The organism is Pedobacter frigidisoli, assembly GCF_004331675.1.
Classification (GTDB): domain Bacteria; phylum Bacteroidota; class Bacteroidia; order Sphingobacteriales; family Sphingobacteriaceae; genus Pedobacter; species Pedobacter frigidisoli.
This window is the reverse complement of sequence record NZ_SJSN01000031.1, coordinates 1-21,917: the sequence shown is the minus strand read 5'-3', so window position 1 is coordinate 21,917 and position 21,917 is coordinate 1. Positions and strand designations below refer to the sequence as shown.

Genomic DNA, 21,917 nt, shown 5'->3' with positions numbered 1-21,917 from the left:
GACCATCCTAACCAGGTCGCCGTCAAATCCCCCATAGACCCATCTCACATAGCCATTCTGATCAATGATCACCTTTTGAGGGATACCGTTCATCTGTAACTGCCTGGCATAGCCATTGAACACCAGGCCCATCTTGCCCGTTTTTGGATCGGTTTCGTCATACAAAACATCGAAGTCATATTTCTGATCTGCAATAAAATCGGTAGTCAGCTTTTTATAGTTCGGAGAATACTCAAGCGTTGCAACGAAATAAAACTCTACCGTGCTGTCTGGTTGATATTTCTTTACCAAAGTTTGCAAACCGGGCATCGCCTGTCTACAGGGATAACACCAACTTGCCCAAAAATCCAGCACCACAATCTTCCCCCTTAGTTTTTCCAGGTCTATTACCTTCCCCTCCATGTTCTTGAGTTTGAAGGCCCCGGCAAAAGGGCTATCCAGGAAAATGCAGATTCACTATTGCCACCGGGAATACAAAAGGAAATAGGCCATTTCAATGTCTTCAGCCTTGTTGATCTGGTAGCCAAGTACAAAAAAGATCCCGGCAATATGTTATATAGCCAGCGGGAGTTTTATAAGATCAGCCTGATCAGGGGTAAAAGCATTGCAGAGTATGCAGACAAGGTAATAGAAATAGAAAAGTATGCCTTATTATTTGCAACACCTAAAATCCCTTACCACTGGATACCGCAGGACCTTGAGCAAAAAGGTTATTTCTGCATTTTTACAAGTGATTTCTTGTTGCCATCAAAGAGCGGTGCCGTGCTGGACGAACTTCCGATATTTAGACCGGGAGGATGTCCTGTCTTCGAAATTTCAGAAGCGCAGGCGGATGAGATGGTTATGATTTATAAAAAGATGCAGCAAGAAATGTCTTCAACTTACCTGTAAAAGTATGACCTGATCAGGAACTTCCTGATGGAGCTGATTCATTATGGGCAGAAGCTTGAACCGTTAACCACTTATAACTATACCCACAACGCATCAGCCAGGATATGTGCCCTGTTCATCGAATTACTGGAAAGGCAGTTCCCAATCGCATCGCTGGAACAAAAGGTTACGCTGCGCACTGCGAAAGACTTCGCCGACCGGCTTTCTGTTCATACTAACCACCTAAACAAAGTGTTGAAAGTAAGTACCGGCAAGACTACTACCGAACACATCTCGAACAGGCTGGTCCAGGAAGCTAAGATATTGTTAAAGCAGACAGACTGGAATATTTCGGAAATCGCCTATAGCCTTGGTTTTGAGCAATTGTCCCATTTTTCCCATTTTTTTAAAAAACAAACTCATCTATCACCCATCGAAATTAGAACTGGGGCGATTTGAATAAACAATGGATTGATATGGCAAACTGCCAGCAGTATATATGTGTAATTTTATATTTAAATAAAAACATCATGGTCATCAAAATAATCAGTGGCATTATTGTGCTTTTTTCCGCCTTTATGGGCATCAGACAGGGAATTAAAGGTTTGAATGTAAAGCCAGGAGACACCGGGCCTTTTGTTCGTCTACAGGAGAAATTAATGTTCACAGATAGCACGTTAAAAACATTTGCCGCATTAACCATATTAGGCGGAGTACTTTTGCTTTTGCCGCAAACATTTCTGTTTGCAAATATTCTAAATATCACCCTGTTTTTATTTTTAATCATCCGCTGGTTTATGATCGGCGATTTTAAAGCAGGACTATCAGAACTTCCATTCCTGCTTATACCAGTATTATTAATATTTCTCGAACATCCCTTCGCAGTAAAATAAGAACCCATAAGAAAAGTTGTTAATTGACCTTAAGAATGATCAGATCTGCACTTATTTCCCTTACAAATTATTTTCAATTTTTGGGAAAATGGAGCGCGCAACTGGGTTATTGGCTCTGTCTTACTCACCATTATCACTGATTTATTTCCAGTACAGATGCGCGGCAGGGCCATGAGCACGTTGCAGATGAGTTTCGAGGCAAGCCAGATTTTAGGCTTTCTTCGTCAGTAAGACCAATATTTAAGCACCATATTTCCTTTGCATCGGTTTCCTCAAATCCTTTAATGGCTATTCGGTGCTATGGTAATATCCAAAGCTCGGATAAGTAATTCGGGCCCCAGCCGATGATAATTGGAAAATTTGTCCATTACCTTGGGAAGTAGGCTAATAAATACGATTCAGATACTTGAAACGCATTCTCGTTCATCGGTACAACAGAGCTAGCCCAAACTGGGATGAACGTCAAGCATGGAATTTGATCTGGTGAAGGAAGAAGAACGGATCAAGCGGGCTTTGCAAGACGGGGTGTTCAGCGGTAAACCGGATACGATCATTGAGAGTTTTATTCAAAACCACCAGTCTGCATTGGTGATCATGGCTAATGATGTACAGGCGATGCTGCCACTGCATCAGGTGGCGAAACTGTTTACGCTTTCTGCAAAGCCTTCGGTTTACAATTTGTACAAGCTGACCTATTTTACCATTTGCAGGTTGCTCGATTATATGGAGAAGTATTTTTACAGCTTAGGATCATCTTTTAGTCCATATGAGCGCTACTGTCTGTCCGCGCCGAGAATGTTTTTGAGAAACTCAGCAACCATCAAGATAGCCTTACCCCGGCTGCTAACATTTTTCTGTTCCGCGATCGATAATTCCGCCATGACTTTTGATGTGGCGTCTGGGGAAAAGATCGCGGTATAAGGCATAGCCGGTTTGGGTGCAGTTTTAGGGCTTTCTGCGAGCCAACCCGGTGTCCTGCCGTTGAAGTAAAACTTTTCTCCTTTGGGAGACTGCAAAACGATGGCGGTCTCTAATACCGCGGAACGGTCTTTTATACCGTTCAATTGCTTCAAGGTATGCCACATAATCTCCTCAGTCGTAGCTGTATCGCCGGCCCAGCGGGCCGAGCGGATACCCGGTTCGCCGTTAAGGGCGGTAATAAAAATTCCAGAGTCATCGGCCATGATCCAGGATGGGTCATTTAGCTGCGCGGCGGCATGTTCAACTTTCTTAGATGCGTTTTCTTCTAGGGTCAGGCCGTCTTCAATGGCTTCGCCTGCGATACATGTTTCGCTGAGCGTTAAAATACGAACCTTATAGTTGGCTAACATTGTTTTGATCTCTATCGTTTTAGTCGGGTTCCTAGTCGCAAAAATAATGTCCATGGCAGATATGGTATGATTTATTCAAAAATAAAAAAAAATCAAAGATTTAAGCTCATTTATTTTTTCTCCTTTAGGTTGGCAGGCGTCGGTTGCTTATCTTCATAGACTTAATTAGTAAAATGACCGTTTCAACATTAACAATTGGCCTGGCGCAGATCGCCCCGGTATGGCTAGACCGCAAAGCGACCCAGGAAAAGATGCTGGCCTAGGTGGCCGATGCGGCGAGGAAGAAGTGCGAGCTCGTTGTATTGGGCGAAGCTTTATTGCCCGGTTACACTTTTTGGATAGAACTCACCGACGGCGCCCGTTTCAATTCAAGCATACAAAAGGAACTTTTTGCCCATTATGCTTCGCAAACTGTGTCTATTACTCGGGGTGCTAACGATAGCGAAGTTATGTTCAGTTTTTCTATGAAAAATGAAGTATGGAGGGATGGAGGTATGTCATTCATAATTAGCGGTAATGGGAAAAAATTTGCGAACAAAATGGAAGATATTATAATACATTCATTTCGAAAAACGACCATTAAGAATTATGACTTTGATATTTAATGTAAAGACATCTGGCTTTTCATACTTTCATAAATTTAAACTTGGTATTTATGAGTGGTGCTTAATTCTAACCATGAGTTTGTTATTTAAATCTGATGATTATTGGTCAAACCCATTCACACATACGGATATAATATTCTCATTAGTAGTATCTTTGGTGCCTTTCATTCGATACCTGTGGATTTATAGTGCATGATGGGGTATTCCTGTCATAATAGCAGTTATCATATAAATCAATTGCACCATTTCCATACATTACCTGCCATGTCGTGGAAGCTAAACCCATTAGGCGTGAGAGCCGACAGGCGCAGTTTAATAATATTTATCGGTCATTATATTTTATTCGGGAAACGCCCTTGCCATGTATTCGCTTTCGGTTTCCCCGAATTAACAGGTTAGTTTGCCTAGGGATAAATGTTGTCTTTTAATCCGCCACGTGCAGCCTATTCCCATTCAGCTTCGGTTAGCAGGTATTTGCGTGCCCATTTAGAATAAACTATCGCACAGTGCCAGGAGTTTAGCTTCTAGCGTTTACGATTTTTTAAACTTTACATTGGTCAGTTTGGTACATCCACTCAAAATTCTCTAACATAACTTTGTGTTTTGGAGCTCATCGGCTGCTGCCTGATAATTGTTGCCGCCCATCGTAAAAGCGCCTTTATTACCATTATCAGTCGGACTTATCACTACCTGTGTTGGGATAGCGGCGATCAACTACAGCGCCTGCATCACCCTGCTGTTTCATCCATTCCTTCAGCTTAAGAGTAAGCCCCGCTATTATACTTTTATATTTGGTATCTCCCGCGAGATTTTGTAGTTCATAAGGGTCGGCCCGAATATCGTAGAGCTCGGTTCCGGGTCTGTTTATTTCGCGCTGAACAATAAACCGGTCATGTGGGTTGTTATCTGTATCGGCTTGCCTCGCCCATGAAGCCCAAATACTGTTTTTATGTGCCGGGTTCATGATGGGCTTATTAAAATAATGTGCCGGCGCACTTAAATTTAATATAAGCTTGTATTTAGCGTCGCGCACACTGCGTATAGAATAAGGCGTGCCCTCCGGGATATTGTTATGAATTCCATAGGCATGATTCCTGAACTGGTTCGTTCTACCATAAAGCACTGGTAAAAAACTATGCCCATCAAGTCCTGCAACAGGTTTGCCTCCTGCAATATCAATTAGTGTAGGTGTTATATCTTCATATTGTACAATAGCATTTGTTTCAGTTCCCGGTTTAATTTTACCGTATAAACGCACAATCATCGAACTCTTTTGCCCATAATCCCAACTGGTCCATTTCCCGCCCGGAAATTCAGGCCCCTGTTCACCCAAAAAAACAACCATGGTGTTTTGATCCTGACCGGTATTTTTTAACATTTTTAATATGTCGCCCACTTGATTATCCAGTTCTCTTACCTCTGCCAGGTATTTACAAAATTTGTTCCGGCCTTCTTTCGTGTCCACCCAATTTGGCGGTAAAACTAATTTATCAGGGTTAAATTCAGCAGGATTACCTACTGTCCAGGGAATATGGGGGTTAATGCTCATCACGAACAAACAATAAGGTCTGTCTTTTTTGGTAATGAATTGCTTAACACTATCCAGGTAATAGTTATCGGTTGTAGAAAGGCAGTTTGTTTCAAACCCTTTAATAATTTGGAAAGGGAAGACCGTTCGGGGAGTAGTGCTGTGATTTTTTCCGGTTAAGCCTACTTTGTAACCGTTGCTACCTAAATACTGGCATACGCTCTTTAAGTTTTTATTATCATAGACAGGTTTGTGGTTTTGGAAAGATCCATGCCGCATCGGGTACAAACCTGTAAAGAGTGAAGCCCTTACGGGCACGCACATGGCTTCTGAGGCAAAGATCTGGTTAAACTTTAGCCCCTGCGCTGCAAGGCGGTCTATGTTTGGCGTATTAATGTTTTTCCCGCCATAACAACTGAGCTGCCTGCTATCAAGATCATCTGCCATAATAATTATAATATTAGGCTGGCTTATTTTCTGGGTTTGTTTCACAAGCGAGGGAAATCTTGCGCCTATAAATAGTGCAGTAAATAGGAGCAGGACTAAAAGTGATTTGTATTTCATGTTTGATTGTTAGCTTATAGGTCATTAGATTATCGGTAAATATATGATAGACCATCACGATTATACAATTTGAAATAGTAGGATCGTACAAAATCCCACTTAAGTAGAACTTGCTCCTTAAACACAGATTGATAGTAAAGGTTTAATCATTTAAAAAAAAAAATGTAATAATTAGAATGCACCTAATCATTAGGGGCTTTATCTGTCTTAAAGGCATTTATTGAAAAAACCATTCTTACTGGCTCCTTTCTGCCAAATCACTAACACAATAACAGGCAATGCTTTATAGCGAAATTATTTTTGGTGAGACGAGGTCAATCAACTCTGTTTTTAGGGAGGCCAAAGGGGGCGGGAGGAAGTAAGCTGGATATCTTTCGGCCGGAGATCGAGCGCTCTTAAGTAATGGTTCATCGCAGAAATCATTGCTGGCCGTTACAAGGTAACCGAACCCACACTTTCCAACTGGATAAAGAAAAATATGATTAGGAGCCATCTGGCTCAATAAATAGTGACACTCTATATAGTTGCTTAAACTGAAAAGACGTAGCAAGCACTTCTTATGTGAATTTAGGGGCATCGTTTGATGATATTTAATCGCTGTCTACCTCGCAGGAGCTCCATGTAACGAAAACAAATATAGTTCAAATCATAAGCTTAAGTTCTTTTTAGCTACAAAAATGCCTGATTTGGCTATAAAAATGTAACGAATAATCGATAGTTTTGACAGATCTAATCGCACATAGTACAAACACATAATATCATCGCAACAACTAGTAACGATTTTAGATAAATGATAACTTAAGTTTAACACTTTATATGAGAGGTCAAGATATTAACAGGATTAAGACAATTTCTCAGTATCACAAACTGAGATTACTTTCTAGCCCCGATCACCCATTAATCAGTGTAATTGACTTTGCAGATCTTAGAAATCCAGTAAGAGATACGAAACTCACATTTGTACTTGATTTATATTCCATCGCTTTGAAACGCGGCTTCGTAGGCAAAATGAAATATGGGCAGCGAGAATACGATTTTGATGAAGGGGTGCTATCTTTTATCGCACCAGGGCAGGTGTTTTCTTTTGATGTAAACCAGAACAATAACGTCACAGGATTTTTGATACTTTTCCATCCTGATTTTTTATGGAACACAATCTTAACTAAAGCCATTGCAAACTTTGAGTTTTTTAATTATTCTGTGAATGAAGCCTTATTTCTTTCTGAAAGGGAAGAAAAAATATTAACCAATATAAAAGACAGCATACAACAGGAATATAGCTCAAATATCGATCAATTCAGTCATGATCTAATTATATCTCAACTTGCATCGTTCCTCATTTACTCTGACCGCTTTTACAATCGCCAGTTTTTGTCCCGGAAGAAGGGCTGCCATGTGATCGTTGACCAGGTAGAAGAAACTCTGAAAGACTACATTAACACTGATCAGATTTTCAATAAGGGCCTACCAACAGTTCAATATCTGTCTGATTCTTTAAATATATCCACAAATTACCTCTGCAGGCTATTGAAAACATTAACGGGCAATACTACACAGCAACACATTCATAATAAGTTAATTGAGGCGGCTAAGACTAAATTATCCACCACCAATCTATCAGTAGGAGAAATCGCAAGAGAGATGGGTTTCGAACATTCCCAATCATTTAGCAAGCTCTTTAAAGCAAAAACTAAAATTTCTCCCTTAGAATTCAGACAAAGTTTTAATTAGAATAGGATAATGGATAAAATCAAGCTAATCGCAAATTTATTAACCGTCTCTATTATTCTTATTTCCAGCACAGTGTCAGCACAAAAGGTTTTAAAATACTCAGATCATGAACCATTAGGTGGAATGTGTGCAAAATTTCTTAAGGAAATTTTCTTCCCGGCGATGGAAAGAGAATCAAACGGCAGGTTAAAAATTGAAGCGCACTGGAACGGTGAACTTGCTATAGCATATAATGAGTTAGGAGCAATAAGACGGGGGGATACTGTTGATGTTGCGACCGTAGTTCCAGAATATACACCAAAAGAACTACCCCTTCATCAAATCTTTAAAAGTTTTCCTGCCGGACCTTCAGGTAATAAGCAAGTGAAATTCTTTCGTCAGGTTTATTCACAAATTCCAGAATTTTCAACAGAATTAAGCAATAATTACATGGTTGAAATATTTCTTAGCACAGGTTACCCTGTAGGCTTTTTTAGCAGAACACCGTTGGCTAACCTGAACAACATTAAAGGAAGCAGATGGCGTACGGCAAGTTTATGGCATGCAGACTTTTTAAGCAATATTGGCGCCATCCCCGTTACCATGCATTGGGGTCCTGAAATTTACAAAGCCTTGGAGCAAAAATTAGATGGCATTCTGTTAAATGTTGATAGTGGGTTTGATCTTAAAGTTCATGAGCACGCACCTTACCTATTAGCTTCCAAAGACCTGTGGCTGGGCTATTTATACTTGGTGAGCATGAATAAAGCTATATGGAATAACCTTGCTAAAGAAGATCAGGAAGCTATACAGCGTGCGGCTAAATTTTCCTATAAAAGCTTAGGTAACGTGATGGATAAAAGTTTTGATTCACAAATCCAAACGCAAAAAAAAGAAGGCGCTATTGTACGTCTTCTGTCGAGACCTGAAGTAAAGGAGTTCAAATGTGCCACCAAATATCAGGAGATTCAACAGGAATGGGCTATTCAGCAGAAAGCTAATACAAAAGAAGTTCAGTTGGTTTTCGAAAAAATAAAAACCATACTTAAATAGTTCCTAAATGAATCTTACCATTTAATCATTAACAATTGATATGAAAGAAGGAAACGAAAACCTGAGGTTAACGGAGGCGGAAAAAGACTTGTTTAATCAGGTTATGCCTGAGGATCTGGCTGAAATTGTTACTGGTGGAATACAGCGCAGGCACTTTTTGAAATTACTTACTGTAACTGGTGGCGCGCTCCTTGCATTTCAGTTGTTCGATAACCATGAGGTATTTGCACAATCTCTAATCACCAACTCTACTGTTGGTATTGAAAACGGTGTTAAAGTGGCTTTTATGGTTAACGGTCAAAAAAAACAAATCGAAGTTGATTCAAGAATGACCCTATTGGATACTTTACGGGAGCGGTTAGGACTTACAGGTTCAAAAAAAGGCTGCGATCAAGGTCAGTGTGGTGCTTGCACAGTAATTGTTGAAGGGCGCCGGGTTTTGTCATGCCTTACGCTGGCAGCAACCTGCGAGGGAAAATCAGTGACTACAATTGAGGGATTAGCTAATGGCCTTGAGCTGCACGCGATGCAGGCCGCATTCATTAAACATGATAGTTTTCAGTGTGGGTATTGTACATCGGGACAAATATGCTCTGCTGTTGCATTAATGACAGAGGTGAAAAACGGCGAGGCGAGTTATGTTACCCCAGATATACGCTTACCTGGACATTCCCTGCGCCTTTCCGATGATGAAATAAGGGAAAGAATGTCAGGAAATATCTGTAGATGTGGCGCATATCCCAATATTAACAACGCTATAAAAGAAGTATATAGTGGAAAAGATGTTCCACAGACCTGGCAATTCTCTTCTTAACTCGCATAAAATCTGCTAAAACACTAAACTATGAGACCGTTTAAATACTCAACTACAAATGATATAAATGTTGCCGTTAAAATGCTTCAGGTAAAAGGGCATGCGAAACTGTTGGGGGGCGGCACTAATATTTTAGATCTGATGAAAGAGGATGTCGAGCATCCTGAGGAACTTATTGACATAACAGGTTTAAGCTATACACAAATCAAATCCATTTCCTCGGGACCGAATGCGGAAGGAATATCAATCGGCGCTCTTTGTAAAAATACAGATACGGCTAATGATCCTATAATACGGCAAAATTTTCCGCTTGTAGCACAGGCAATCCTTGCCGGTGCTTCCGCACAGATCCGAAACATGGCAACAAATGGCGGTAACTTAAACCAGCGTACTCGTTGCTCTTATTTTTATGATATTGCAATGCCTTGTAACAAGCGTGAGCCCGGCGCCGGTTGCGCTGCAATAGAGGGTATTAATAAAATGCATGCAATTTTCGGGTGGTCAAAAGATTGTGTGGCTGTTCATCCATCAGATTTGTGTGTGGCGCTTGTTGCGCTTGATGCAATTGTAAAAGTTATGGGTGCGGGCGGAAAGGAACGCTTAATTCAATTTTCAGATTACCATAGGTTACCGGGAACAGATCCTCAAAAGGATAACAACCTGCAACAGGAAGAAATTATCACTGAAATTCAATTACCGAAAAATAATTTTGCGTCAAAAAGTTATTACTTAAAGGTGCGTGATAGATCCAGCTATGCCTTTGCCCTCGTTTCAGTAGCAGCTGCAATTGAAATGGCCGGTAATCAGATCAAACAGGTACGAATCGCAATGGGCGGGGTGTCACATAAGCCCTGGCGTGCCTATGAAGCAGAGCAGTTTTTGATCAATAAAACCCCAGACGAGGCTAATTTTAACCTTGCTGCCGAGCTTGAAATGCGCAACGCGAAACCACTTAAGCATAATAAATTTAAAGTTGAGCTAGGCATACGCACGATGGTGCGTGCATTAACTCAAGCAATGAATGGCGGCAAACACACCTAATCAAAATACTAATATGGCAATAATTGGCAAACCATTGGACCGTGTTGACGGTCATTTGAAAGTAACTGGTATAGCGACATTTGTGGCTGAATTTAACCAGCCTAATATGGCTTATGCATTTCCGGTTCGTTCAACGATAGCGAAGGGATCGATTACAGGTTTTGATTTGATTTTGGCAGAAAAAAGCGGTGGAGTAATTAGCATTTTAACTCATGAGAACGCACCACGTTTACAACCTTTTGACCCCCTTGAGATAAAGAAGACTGGAGGATTTTTGGCGGAAAATTTAATTCCGCTTCAGGATAACAAAGTCCACTATTTTGGACAATTTATTGCTGTTGTCTTGGCTGAGACTTTTGAGGAAGCTCGCCACGCTGCAACTTTAGTTAAAGTCTCTTATGCTAAAGAAAAAGCGGATGCGGATTTGAATGAGGCATTGCTTAAAAGTTCGGTACGGGAAGGCGCACAACTCAACAAAGGCCAAGCTTCCGCTATTATTGAGACATCCAATTTAAAAATAGAGCAAACTTATACCACACCGGCACAAAACCATCATCCTATGGAGCCACATGCAGCAATTGCAATTTGGGACGGCGCTGATAAATTGACACTCTACGACTCAACACAGGTGATAGTAGGCATGCGCAATATCACAGCATATTTTTTTAAGTTAAAGCCTGAAGACGTACGCATTCTTTGTCCCTATCTTGGCGGCGGGTTTGGTGGTAAGTCACCAGCAGCGCATAATATACTGGCAGCAATGGCGGGTAAAAAGATTAATCGCCCGGTTAAGCTGGTCATAACCAGGCAAATGATGCAAACAAATGTGGGCCGCAGGTCACCTACTATTCAAAAAGTAGCTTTAGCGTGCGATCTTCAAGGTAAGCTTACTGTAATCCGGCATCAGAATAGCTCATATAGCAATCTTACAGACTTTTCTGAACCAGTAGGAATTCAAACACAGGTTTTGTACAACGCGCCAGTTCGCGAAATTACCCACCAAATTGCAAAATTGGACATGAATGCCCCTACTTATATGCGGGCACCTGGTCATGCAGTAGGAAGTTTTGCTTTAGAATCAGCCATTGATGAAATGGCGTACGAATTGAGAATGGATCCGGTACAATTTCGAATCCTCAACCATGCGTCTACTGACCCTGTTAAAAAGATAAATTTTTCGAGCAATCATCTGCTGGAATGTTTTCAAATCGGTGTGGAGAAATTCGGCTGGGCAAGTCGTAAAATTCAGCCGCGTCAAACACGAAACGGGCAATGGCTTGTAGGCTACGGCATGGCTACTTCCGTTCATCATGGGGTAAGACGGCCAGCTACAGTAAGGATTCAACTTTCAAACGATGGGATGGCTACAGTCATGACAGCATCACAAGAACTTGGAACCGGAACTTATACCATTTTAACACAAACAGCCGCTGATGCTTTGGGCATCGCTGTTGGTAAGATCAAGGTGCTGGTTGGAGATTCTGATCTGCCGCCAGCTCCTTTTGCGGCAGGATCAAGTACGACAGCAAGCGTTAATCCGGCAGTATTGGCTGCAGGGGAATTGTTGCGATGTGAGCTAATGCGAATAGCAATAGCAGATCCGAAATCAAAACTAAACGGCAGAAATACGAAAGACATCAGCTTTGCCGATTCTAAACTCTACCTGAGTAGTGATATTTCGATATCAGACTCCTATAAGGATATCATGAGACGCAACAATAGAGAAACGATGCAAGCCAGTGCAACTGCAACACCAGGAGGAGCAGCTTCCGGTGCCACTGTTGCGCCATGTGGACCGTCAATGGATCAAGATCAAAATTATGATACGCACAAATACTCTTTTCATTCTTTTGGTGCTCACTTTGTAGAGGTATGGGTTGACGAAGACTTGGGTACTATTCGTGTTAAGCGGGTTACAACTGTACAGGATATCGGACGCGTTATGAATGAAAAAACAGCTCGTTCACAAGTAATAGGAGGGGTGATTTTCGGTATCGGAGCAGCCTTAATGGAGGAAACTGTCTTTGATAACCGATGGGCGAGTCCGGTTACAAGAACCTTAGCAGACTACCACGTTCCTGTTAATTTAGATGTTCCACCGATCGATGTCCATTTTATTGGTAAGCCTGATCCACATATTTCTTCAATTGGATCCAAGGGGGTTGGCGAAGTTGGCATCGTCGGCGTATCGGCTGCCATTGCTAATGCTGTTTTTAATGCAACAGGGAAACGATTAAGAAATTTGCCTTTTACCCCGGATAAACTTTTCGTATAAAGATCAACTTTTGTTTATTTAGCGTGTAATCCGACAATGAAGTTAGTTAAAACGTTTTTCAATCGTTGAGGAATATTAAAGCTTTATCGACCAGGATTATAACAATGCTTTTACAACAAAAGATTCATGTGATGCTTTTAAATGGCTATAAGGGTAGGGATATTGGGCGGTTCTTGCTGATAATCAGCAGTTATATGTATAATAACGCTGAATGATTTATTGAGCCAGCCATACATAAAAAAAGGTTTGGGATTTTTGAAGCCTAGCGTTAACCGCATCAAATGCTATCAATCAGAAGATAACTATACCTTCGTCAAAATATCTTTTAAGAAAAGCGACAAAATATTTCTGAAGTTCACAAATATCCTTCTAGCCATTTGATTAACATTTTATTAAGAATAGTCGATATCTAAATTAAATTTATCAAGCAGACCAGGTAGCCCATGGGCAGAAAATCTAGCCTTTTTAATTTTATTTAACGATGGGTCTATACTAAAGTTTACAGCTGTCCTGAAATCTGTTTTCTCCAATATAGTGTTTACAAAGGTTGCCGCTGTAAGATCGCAATTTTTAAAAATACTCTCGCTAAGATCAGTATGCTGAAAATCGGTCTCCTTTAACGAGCAATCCGTGAAAATGGTTTTTCGAAGCTTTGTGCCAGCAAAAGTGCAGTATTCAATGTAGCTTTTCTGAAAAATGAAGGAGTAGAGCAACTTATTGCAGTTGGAAAAATCAATCCCCAACAACTTGCATCCTGTAAAGGTAATGCCACTTAATCCGGTACCCCTAAAAAGGCTGAGCGAAAAATTACAGTCCATAAAATGACAGTCCACAAAATCATTTTCGCTCAAATCTGCCTTTGAGAAATTACAGTTCAAAAATTCACATCTAATAAACTCTCGATTTCTTAGCTTTTTTTCTGAGTAATCGATCTTAGAGAATTTTTTGTCCTCATGTACTAGCAACGGATTTTCTCCTTCCATTTTTTGATTAATTTTTAGCGTCCCTTGAGAGTCTGGTGAGCGTTTCTGCGATTTGTTCCTTTTGATGTGCGCTGATTCGATTGCGGCCGAGATTGTCAGCATACCACAATCCATCTGTAACCAAGTTAATAATCAGACTGTTTACGTTTTGTTCGCTTCTGCAGCCATGAATGATGTGCTCAGCAAACCACTCTTCCCATAGCAATACGTATTTTTCGTTTACCAAAATTGCTTGCATGATAACCCGCATAGTACACTTATAATGCGCATCGCCGTTTTTCTTAAGGATAACTTGCAAATATGCCATGCTTCCGTTTTCAGTACCAGTTATTTTTTTTTCCTCAATAATCCATTCGGTAAGCTCTATCAGGCTCCGCTTCATAATGCAGTCCAATAGCTCCTCCTTATTACTAAAGTGGTGAATTATTCCGCCCTTGCTTACGCCAGTTTTTTCTGCGATCGACTGAAACGTCACATGATGCCAATCAGTTGCCCCAATTTCAATTGCAGCATTAAGAATCGTCTGTCTTACCAACTCAGGCTCTTTTTTTCGTTTATATGGATTTTCCATTTTCAAAGATACCAAACAATTGGTTTGTTTGCAAATTTTTACTAGATTTGCACCTTCAAAATTTTATATGACACTATTTATTATCATACTTCGCACCACTGTCCAAAATTCAGGTGAATTGGAAATAGTTTCTAAGGTAATGTTCGAATTTGCTGAAATATCAAAATGGTCAATCGATTTGGAGGATTGTGATCGAATTTTAAGAGTTGAGGCCACTGCGCGAATTGGTGATCAACTGAAGGAAAAACTTAATGAGCTCGGATTGGATTCTGCCGTGCTCGAAACATTCGACTCTTTGCTGATGCAAAATTAGGTAAGCCTTTTCAAGAAGCAGGTGTTTTCCGGTCTGTTAAATACCCCGGCAGTAGGAACATAAACATTAACCTGAGTTCGATTAATAAATGAGGTAAAAAATTAGTCAATCACAAGAAAAAATCTTATATTTAAGTGTCTTAAAGCCAAATACTTAGATGTAATTCTTTATGATTGACTATTCTAAAATTAGTGATATTTTTTGTCTTGTAGATGAGTTCTGCAAAGATTTCGATAAAACTACTAGCCCTTTTCTTCTGGGCAAGCCCTCAAAACGACCTGCGGTAATGTCTAAGAGCGAAATAATTTCTGTTTGCCTACTCTTTTATTTGAGTGGTTTCAGATGCTTTAAGCATTTCTATTTATTCTATCTCCAGAAACATATGCGATCAGAATTTCCAAATACAGTATCCTATAACCGTTTTGTTGAGCTCAGTCAAAGCGTGCTGATGCCAATGACAATCTTTTTGAAAACCTGTTGTCTGGGTCAGTGTACGGGTATTTCCTTTGTAGATTCTACCCCAATCAGGGTTTGCAATAACAAGCGTGTAAAAAGAAACAAGGTATTCAAGGGAATTGCAGAGGTTGGAAAATCAACGATGGGCTGGTTTTATGGCTTCAAGCTGCACATTGTGATCAATGATAAAGGGGAAATCTTAAACTTTGCCATTACCCAAGCAAATGTTGATGATAGACAGCCCTTGAAAAACGAAAATTTCTTGAAAGCCGTATTTGGTAAGCTTTTCGCAGATAAAGGCTACATATCAGAACAACTTACCAAAATACTCTTTGTCAGCGACATACACCTAATAACAAATATTAGAAACAATATGAAAAATAGTCTGATGACCATGAACGACAAGATAATGCTTCGTAAAAGATCAGTAATTGAAACTGTTAACGACGAGCTAAAAAACATATGCCAGGTGGAACATTCTAGGCATAGGTCTTTTACCAATTTCATTTCCAATATGATTGCAGGATTGATAGCATATTCATTCTTCCCTAAAAAACCATCAATCAATTATCAAACATCATCATCAAACCAAATTTTTGCATTCTAATTAATCGAACTCAGGTTAGTAATAAATTTAAACGTCACAAAAACTAGCCTCTGAAGCAGGTTTCGATTGGTGATTTTGGGAGATTATTTAATAAAACTGTTTTCCAACAAGAGCATATTATTCTGTGGCTTTTTTGTTCATTGAAAGTTTTTATTCGAATCGCTATCAGCCTAATCTTAAGGAAGTGGAAATCCCTTGTTATTTAAAATACCTATCAGTACATTATTCTAGGACACCTCACAAAAATGACGTCATTTCTGAAATCCATAATTTTTTAAAGTTTTTATTATAAAATTTATAAAAGGTTTTCATAGATTGAGTTCTTCTCGGAAAAACAAAAATCCACCTTTATAAGGCTGTTGTTTTTGTAATCAACTGATTTTTAAATTAAAAAATTATCAACACCTAATTTTTTATAAAACGCGAAAACAAACCTATAGGTGTAAGTTCCTTAAAGTAAGAATTCAAAATTTCATAATTTTATTTTCTCATACTTTCGGATTTCTTAACAATGTTTTTTATATATCAAAATCGAAGTTTCCACTGAAAATGAGGTTTTTACGCTTTTTCTTCAAGATTAAAAAAGGGGAAAAAAGTGCCTTTAAAGGCCTGTTTTTGCTGTTTTTTAACGGTTAAAAAATGACTTTAAAGCTATTTTAAAGCACTTTTCAGCGCTAACTAATAAAAACTGATTATTATAACTAGCGACCTTCTCATTTGAATTTATAAGATATATCTGCGCTCTTTTAAACGCAATACCGGTTTGGTCGTAAAAAACCAGCAATCCTTACAGATCGGGGACAATAACTACGGAAAAGGAATAAAGATGACTACTCGTCCCTAAAGACTGCCGAAGTTATGCGTTTTCGATTAACCGAGAGTTGCAGTACATCCGGACGGGAATAATGCCCTGAAGGATCAAAGTTCTGTCGCTCTTCCATTACGCGGTGATGATCTATAGTTGCGATGATAAGTCCCTCGGTCTTTGATACAGGAGGAACAATCCAGTTTCCGTCAGGACCTGCGATACAGGAACCGCCATCTGCAAGCCATTCACTGCTTTTAGAAAGCATTTCGCTCGCATAGGGAAGGGAAATACTGATGTCCTTTTGCGCCAGCAGCCCGCCAACAGAAACGACAAAAGATCTGGATTCGAGGGCAATAAACCGGGTAATCTCTGAGGTGTTTCGCACATTGCCTGGCCAGAGGGCAACATGCAGGTCCTCACCCTATGCATAAAGAGCAGAACGAACCAGTGGCATCCAGTTTTCCCAGCAATTTAAGGCGCCAATCGTGAAGGCTCCAAATTTGCTCACCTGAAGGCCGTGGCCATCCCCTCCCGCCCAAACTAGTCGCTCCTCGTAAGTAGGCATCAGCTTGCGGTGGATATACTGAAGTTCTCCATTGGTTCCGATATTTACCAGGGAACAGTGCAGGCTATGATTGCCCGTGTCGGGCGTCCTTTCAATAAAGCCAAGGATGATCGTGATCTTTTTATCCTTGGCGATCTTGCAGAACACATCTAGGTCGCCAGAGCTCACCGATACTGCCTGGTAGGCGTAATAGGCATATAGCTCCTTCTGAACCGGTGAATTAAAGACCGCGCCTCCTGTCAACTCTACCCAAAATGGATAACCGGGCAACAGGGCTTCTCCGAAAACCACGAGGTCACAATGCCGGCTGGCGGCATCTGTGATATAGCCGAGCATTTTCTCAGTTGTCGCTTCCCGGTTTAAAAAAACGGGCGCAATCTGGGCCATTCCAATGGTTAAGGTAGTGTTCATTTTCAGGATAGTAATGATGCTAAGATAGCGATCAAGAATTGGTTTGGAAAAAGGTATCATTTAAGTTGCGGTGGAGGCTAAAAAAAAGTCGAGATTAATGTAAGGCATTCCGCTTTTGTGCGACCAACACAAAACATAAGCATATAATCAGATTCAAAATGAGAAATTTAAAACCCTGTTTTTTTACAATAATGACGATTGCTTTGGTAGCTGTAGGCCTGACAACGGGCGCGGCAGCTCAAACAGCCGTGAGCCCCAATCAGAATAAAATGATGGAAGTATCTGCAACCGTAACAGGAGTTCCCGCAAACCCGGCCGATATCAGCCCGCTGTTGATCGGTGAAACAATCCCATCTGTAGTTTTGCCGGACGCAACCGGAAAATCATTTAATTTGAATGAATCGATGGCCAGTAAGCCTACTATTTTGGTTTTTTATCGTGGCGGATGGTGCCCTTTTTGCAGGAAACAGCTTTCGGGTATGCAAACCATTGAGGGGGACCTTACCAAAATGGGTTATCAGATCATAGCCATCAGTACAGACAGCCCGGAAAACCTGACAAAGACCATGGGTAAACAACATTTGACCTATACATTACTTTCTGATAGCGAACTGTCTGCGTCCAAAAAATTTGGGATCGCTTATGTGGGGCCCAAAAATTATGAAAAAACCTTGATTGAAGGATCCAATGGTAAGAACGTAGACAAATTGTTGCCTGTTCCATCTGTTTTTATTCTTGATGGCAAGGGTGTGATAAAGTTCGAATATATCAATCCGGACTTTAAGCAAAGGATCAGTCCTGAACTGTTAAAAGCCGCGGCCGGAGCGCTGATGGCTGAAACAAAAACAAAGAGCTAAACTGTTTGTTCTAAGAGTACTTTTAATATTTAACAGAACCTGCTTTAACAAATAAACACCTCTACCTATTTCATCTCTCCTGTCGGGAAAGATGGCGTGGGTTGCTTCCGAAGCAAAGAAGCCACTCAACGTTGGTTATAATTCCTTAAATAAAGATCATGATCATTTCCCCAATTAAGATTACGCCGGATCCTTACCAAAAGTTTCATCTCTCTCAAGGTTATAAAGCGGGACATCTGCTCTTTGTATCTGGCCAAACGGCAGTAGATGAAACAGGCCAGTTAATCGGCCTTAACGATTTTGACGCCCAGGCTGAAAGAGCCTTCAGTAATTTGAAGATAGTATTAGAGGCTGGGGGCTCAAGCCTCGAAAATGTAATCAAGGTGACCGTTATGCTTCGAAGTATGTCAAATTTCGATAAGATCGTTGCGCTCAGGAAAAAATATTTTCTAGCTCCTTATCCGGCTGACACTATTATGGAGGTATCTTCATTATTTTCTCCGGACGCATTGATTGAAATCGAGGCTATTGCAGTAGAAGATCAGGCTGTTCAACGTGTATAGGTCATGAGCTGGCTACTGCTTTTAATCGCCGGACTATTTGAGATCGGCTTTACGCCCTGTTTGGGCAAGGCACAGCAGGCAATCGGGACTGCTTTTTATCTATGGATCGGAGGATTCGTGCTTTTTATTGTGCTAAGTCTATCTTTGTTATATAAAGCAACCCAGACATTACCACTAGGTACCGCTTATGCAGTTTGGACAGGGATCGGTGCAGTAGGTACCGTTATTATCGGTATGGTATTTTTAAAAGAGCCGGTCAGCTTCTGGAGGCTCTTTTTTATTTTTACGTTAATTAGCTCGATTATAGGGCTGAAGTTCATTTCAGCAAATTAATCAGCTTTTACCAGTTGTTGTAGCTCAGAAATCAATAGAAAAACAATATTGTATGAAAAATCTCGAACAGAAAGATCAGGATAAAATGCAAAGTAACGGCGTAATCAAATCATTTGATATTGGAGTTGCCAGACAAATGGGTTCGTTTAATGACGGATCTGAAGTTGGAAGCGGCCATAGATGGCTCTTTACATCAGGTATGCCGGGAATGTCCGTAAATGACAAGCTTCCGAACAATATAAAAGAGCAGACCGAACTTGCCTGGCATAACATCCTCTCTCTTTTGAAAGAAGCAGATATGGATGTAGAAAACATTGTTAAAATTACCCAGTATCTTACCAAAGCTGAAGACATACCAGAATATTCAATGGTAAGAAAAGGGTTTATGGGCGAGGTCAAAACAGCGTCGACGCTGTTGATTGTAGCGGGATTGGGATGGCCCGATATGCTGGTGGAAGTCGAAATCATTGCCGCAAAGAGAATTTAAAATCCGGGGATGTGATTTTTAATGTAAGGAATATACCTATGTCCCGTCTAAGGGGTAAACATTAATTTATTAATTATGAGCGTATTCACTGTTCCCACTAAAGAAGAAGTATCTGAAAAAAATCAGGCCATCTTTGACCAGCTTAAAGGTGCCATTGGCATGGTTCCGAACCTGTACGCCTATTTCGCAAAAAATGAAAATGCCCTGTCAGATTATATGGCCCTGCAAAATAGGAAATCAACTTTAAAAGCAAAGGAAAGAGAAATTATTAATCTGGTTGTAAGCCAGGTAAACGATTGCCAGTACTGCCTTGCTGCACACACCGGTTTAGGTAAAATGAACGGGTTTACCGATGAACAGATCCTGGAAATCCGTAACGGAAAAGCAGATTTCGACGCTAAATTCGATGCGCTGGCAAAATTTGTAAAAGAGGTTGCGATCACCCGTGGCCATCCTGCGGATCATTTTACAGATGCACTATTGGAAGCCGGTTATACCGAAGCTGGTGTTATAGATATCATGATTGTGATCGGCGATAAGACCATTTCCAATTACTTGTACGGATTTGCAAACTTTGCGATTGATTTTCCGAAACCAGCCGCTTTGTAGCGCATAAAATCTAAAAAGGAAAAATTTGAATCAGACATCCTGAGGTACTCAGGGTGTCTGATTTACATTCTTGGCTAGCAGGAACCGGCAGCCCATTGCCAGATGGATAATCGATTTCCTTAATCAACCGTCTCAAATTTCTTTTTAAACCTTATTATTTACCGATATGAAAAATTACCAGCTAATACATAACCATGCGTTGATGGATAAACCACAGCCGGTTGACCCCATCTCGCCGAAAATAGATTTGATTTAATTAATTATCTCAGTGTTATGGATTTGGCGATATGGGGTCAAATAGATTGGTTTTTGCACAAAACGTGATCAACGGATAATATTTTAGAGACTCTTGAATATAGGCTTTAATGTATAGAACCTGTTGATTCTGAATATAACTCAGAGCTGTCCTTTTGGCTCTTTTATAGGGGCGGTATTGTTAAGGAACATATTATTTAGCTACCTTTGACATAAATGATACAAAAGTGGTTTAGTTTCTTTTTGGCCTTTCTATTCTTAACGGGTAGTATTATGTTACCCTTAGGGGATTTCTCTCTGATAAGGGATATTCCCGATATGTACAGAAACTATACACATATTGCCTCACCTGATGAATTAAGCGTAGCTGATTTTATTGGCGATTATCTTTTGCACGGGAAAGAGATTTTTGGCAACAATAAACAAGATAAAGCCCAAGATAATAACAATAATGTACAGTTTAAGCATGAGGCCAGCTCATTGAACATTGTTTTATCGGACCCTTATTTCTGTTTGCTCAGTCCGTCCAGAATTTGCCCATCCTATACAAACTTTGGGCATTTATCATTTACCTCCGACTTTCATGATGAGCTTTTAAGGCCCCCTCTGGGCTAGCAGGTAGTTAATGCCCAAAAAACTATTTTTATTCATCAAACATTTTTAAACACCTGATTTGCTATACTCGTTTGTAGCGACTGGTTTATACTATTTTATGAAACGGACTTTCATCATTATTTTATTAATTACTGTATCGTTCTATGCCAATGCCCAAAATACATTTAAGGCATTGGTCCGTAATGACAGAACGAAAGACCCAAGCCCAGGGGTCAAATACTTACTTTTCCATTTCTTTTTGTTTTAAAATTTATACTGCAAATATGGGATGGGCTTGTGACAGCCTTATGTCAGGGGTCAAAACTTAATAGTATTTGTCAAAATATTCCTGTAAGGTGATCTTATGCTGCTCAAACTTCTCTGTAAGAATATTCATCCTGGTTATTCTATCTAGTCGGAAATATCTAAACTCCAATCGTAAACGCCACCAAGCAATAAAAAGCCAATTTTCAGTTGTGCTTAATAGTGCAAATGGCTCGATATTTCTGTTTGTTATTTTATTTGGATATTCCGACCTATACTACACCACCCATTCCGAGGCATAGTACACCAGTCATTCCGAGCCAAAGTACACCAGTTTTTGTTTGAGGTAATTAAATATTCCGAGGCAAAGTGCACCACTTTTGGTTTATTGCAGGATTATTTCACTCTGCCATTCCGACACATACTGCACCACTATATTTACCATATCACGCAATTGGGCATAGTTTAACCCGCCAATTATATAGGTTTGGTAAGCATCAAGCTTACCCCTATAAATATGGCGAACAAACTGCTCAGCATGAATAAGATTAGACAGA

Annotated in this window: 22 protein-coding genes and 1 pseudogene; 16 read left to right on the top strand and 7 right to left on the bottom strand. The window is 40.2% G+C overall.

The features are described from left to right. Nucleotides 1-402: TlpA family protein disulfide reductase (locus tag EZ449_RS21685; protein ID WP_131562866.1), on the bottom strand; the 402-nt coding region annotated here is incomplete at its 3' end. A 57-nt stretch (nt 403-459) separates the two neighbouring features. Between EZ449_RS21685 and EZ449_RS23245 the strand changes: the two genes are divergently transcribed. From EZ449_RS23245 to EZ449_RS21675, 3 genes are all read left to right on the top strand, one after another. Further along, complete coding sequence (locus tag EZ449_RS23245) at nt 460-891, top strand: hypothetical protein (protein ID WP_225872406.1); 432 nt, start codon at nt 460-462, stop codon at nt 889-891. Nucleotides 892-918: 27 nt separating this feature from the next. After that, complete coding sequence (locus tag EZ449_RS23240; RefSeq protein ID WP_225872405.1) at nt 919-1,329, top strand: helix-turn-helix domain-containing protein; 411 nt, start codon at nt 919-921, stop codon at nt 1,327-1,329. Between the two features lie 71 nt (nt 1,330-1,400). Then, nucleotides 1,401-1,763, top strand: a complete 363-nt coding sequence (locus tag EZ449_RS21675) for a hypothetical protein (protein WP_131562864.1) — start codon at nt 1,401-1,403, stop codon at nt 1,761-1,763. 773 nt (nt 1,764-2,536) lie between these two features. Here EZ449_RS21675 and EZ449_RS21670 read toward each other — a convergent pair. Further along, the gene (locus EZ449_RS21670) at nt 2,537-3,148 is read right to left on the bottom strand and encodes a non-canonical purine NTP pyrophosphatase (RefSeq protein WP_131562862.1); all 612 of its coding nucleotides are present in this window, start codon (nt 3,146-3,148) and stop codon (nt 2,537-2,539) included. Nucleotides 3,149-4,369: 1,221 nt separating this feature from the next. Next, nucleotides 4,370-5,791 carry a sulfatase family protein gene (locus EZ449_RS21665; protein WP_131562860.1) on the bottom strand — a complete coding sequence of 474 codons (1,422 nt, stop codon included), beginning with the start codon at nt 5,789-5,791 and terminating at the stop codon, nt 4,370-4,372. Between the two features lie 816 nt (nt 5,792-6,607). Between EZ449_RS21665 and EZ449_RS21655 the strand changes: the two genes are divergently transcribed. The 5 genes from EZ449_RS21655 to EZ449_RS21635 are packed head-to-tail and all read left to right on the top strand — an operon-like array spanning nt 6,608 to nt 12,684. Then, on the top strand, nt 6,608-7,522 hold the full coding sequence (locus EZ449_RS21655; protein ID WP_131562858.1) for a helix-turn-helix domain-containing protein: 915 nt from the start codon (nt 6,608-6,610) through the stop codon (nt 7,520-7,522). Nucleotides 7,523-7,531: 9 nt separating this feature from the next. Beyond that, nucleotides 7,532-8,554 (top strand): type 2 periplasmic-binding domain-containing protein, encoded by a 1,023-nt coding sequence (locus EZ449_RS21650; protein ID WP_131562856.1) that lies wholly within the window; start codon nt 7,532-7,534, stop codon nt 8,552-8,554. 40 nt (nt 8,555-8,594) lie between these two features. Continuing rightward, a complete protein-coding gene (locus tag EZ449_RS21645; RefSeq protein WP_131562854.1) occupies nt 8,595-9,368 on the top strand; it encodes a 2Fe-2S iron-sulfur cluster-binding protein in 774 nt (257 codons plus the stop codon). 30 nt (nt 9,369-9,398) lie between these two features. After that, a complete protein-coding gene (locus EZ449_RS21640) occupies nt 9,399-10,409 on the top strand; it encodes an FAD binding domain-containing protein (RefSeq protein ID WP_131562852.1) in 1,011 nt (336 codons plus the stop codon). Next, the gene (locus EZ449_RS21635) at nt 10,390-12,684 is read left to right on the top strand and encodes a xanthine dehydrogenase family protein molybdopterin-binding subunit (RefSeq protein ID WP_131562851.1); all 2,295 of its coding nucleotides are present in this window, start codon (nt 10,390-10,392) and stop codon (nt 12,682-12,684) included. The genes EZ449_RS21640 and EZ449_RS21635 overlap by 20 nt, the downstream gene beginning before the upstream one ends. Nucleotides 12,685-13,076: 392 nt before the next feature. Here EZ449_RS21635 and EZ449_RS21630 read toward each other — a convergent pair whose 3' ends face one another. Both EZ449_RS21630 and EZ449_RS21625 read right to left on the bottom strand, forming a co-directional pair. Continuing rightward, entirely contained in the window at nt 13,077-13,667 is a 591-nt protein-coding gene (locus tag EZ449_RS21630) for a pentapeptide repeat-containing protein (protein ID WP_131562849.1), read from the bottom strand. 7 nt (nt 13,668-13,674) lie between these two features. After that, nucleotides 13,675-14,238, bottom strand: coding sequence for a TetR/AcrR family transcriptional regulator (locus EZ449_RS21625; protein WP_131562847.1), 564 nt, complete (start codon nt 14,236-14,238; stop codon nt 13,675-13,677). Between the two features lie 67 nt (nt 14,239-14,305). Between EZ449_RS21625 and EZ449_RS21620 the strand changes: the two genes are divergently transcribed. Both EZ449_RS21620 and EZ449_RS21615 read left to right on the top strand, forming a co-directional pair. Then, nucleotides 14,306-14,551, top strand: coding sequence for a hypothetical protein (locus EZ449_RS21620; protein WP_131562845.1), 246 nt, complete (start codon nt 14,306-14,308; stop codon nt 14,549-14,551). Nucleotides 14,552-14,720: 169 nt separating this feature from the next. After that, complete coding sequence (locus EZ449_RS21615) at nt 14,721-15,614, top strand: IS982 family transposase (protein ID WP_131562843.1); 894 nt, start codon at nt 14,721-14,723, stop codon at nt 15,612-15,614. Between the two features lie 1,229 nt (nt 15,615-16,843). Here the strand turns inward: EZ449_RS21615 and EZ449_RS22885 are convergent. After that, nucleotides 16,844-17,458, bottom strand: coding sequence for a nitrilase-related carbon-nitrogen hydrolase (locus EZ449_RS22885; protein WP_205943051.1), 615 nt, complete (start codon nt 17,456-17,458; stop codon nt 16,844-16,846). A gap of 98 nt (nt 17,459-17,556) precedes the next feature. Between EZ449_RS22885 and EZ449_RS21605 the strand changes: the two genes are divergently transcribed. The 6 genes from EZ449_RS21605 to EZ449_RS21580 all read left to right on the top strand — a co-directional run bounded on the left by EZ449_RS21605 (nt 17,557) and on the right by EZ449_RS21580 (nt 21,117). Continuing rightward, complete coding sequence (locus EZ449_RS21605; protein ID WP_131562840.1) at nt 17,557-18,255, top strand: peroxiredoxin-like family protein; 699 nt, start codon at nt 17,557-17,559, stop codon at nt 18,253-18,255. Nucleotides 18,256-18,413: 158 nt separating this feature from the next. Beyond that, a complete protein-coding gene (locus EZ449_RS21600; protein WP_131562839.1) occupies nt 18,414-18,818 on the top strand; it encodes a RidA family protein in 405 nt (134 codons plus the stop codon). Nucleotides 18,819-18,821: 3 nt separating this feature from the next. Beyond that, nucleotides 18,822-19,151: a DMT family transporter gene (locus EZ449_RS21595; RefSeq protein ID WP_131562837.1), complete on the top strand. Its 330-nt coding sequence runs from the start codon at nt 18,822-18,824 to the stop codon at nt 19,149-19,151. 52 nt (nt 19,152-19,203) lie between these two features. Next, nucleotides 19,204-19,638: a RidA family protein gene (locus EZ449_RS21590; RefSeq protein ID WP_131562835.1), complete on the top strand. Its 435-nt coding sequence runs from the start codon at nt 19,204-19,206 to the stop codon at nt 19,636-19,638. A gap of 75 nt (nt 19,639-19,713) precedes the next feature. Then, nucleotides 19,714-20,247: a carboxymuconolactone decarboxylase family protein gene (locus EZ449_RS21585; protein WP_131562833.1), complete on the top strand. Its 534-nt coding sequence runs from the start codon at nt 19,714-19,716 to the stop codon at nt 20,245-20,247. Nucleotides 20,248-20,775: 528 nt separating this feature from the next. Continuing rightward, nucleotides 20,776-21,117 (top strand): hypothetical protein, encoded by a 342-nt coding sequence (locus EZ449_RS21580; protein ID WP_131562831.1) that lies wholly within the window; start codon nt 20,776-20,778, stop codon nt 21,115-21,117. A gap of 304 nt (nt 21,118-21,421) precedes the next feature. On the opposite strand, the pseudogene EZ449_RS21575 reads toward EZ449_RS21580, so the two are convergent. Beyond that, nucleotides 21,422-21,625, bottom strand: a pseudogene (locus EZ449_RS21575) (WYL domain-containing protein); the annotation flags it as partial. Between the last annotated feature and the right edge of the window lie 292 nt (nt 21,626-21,917).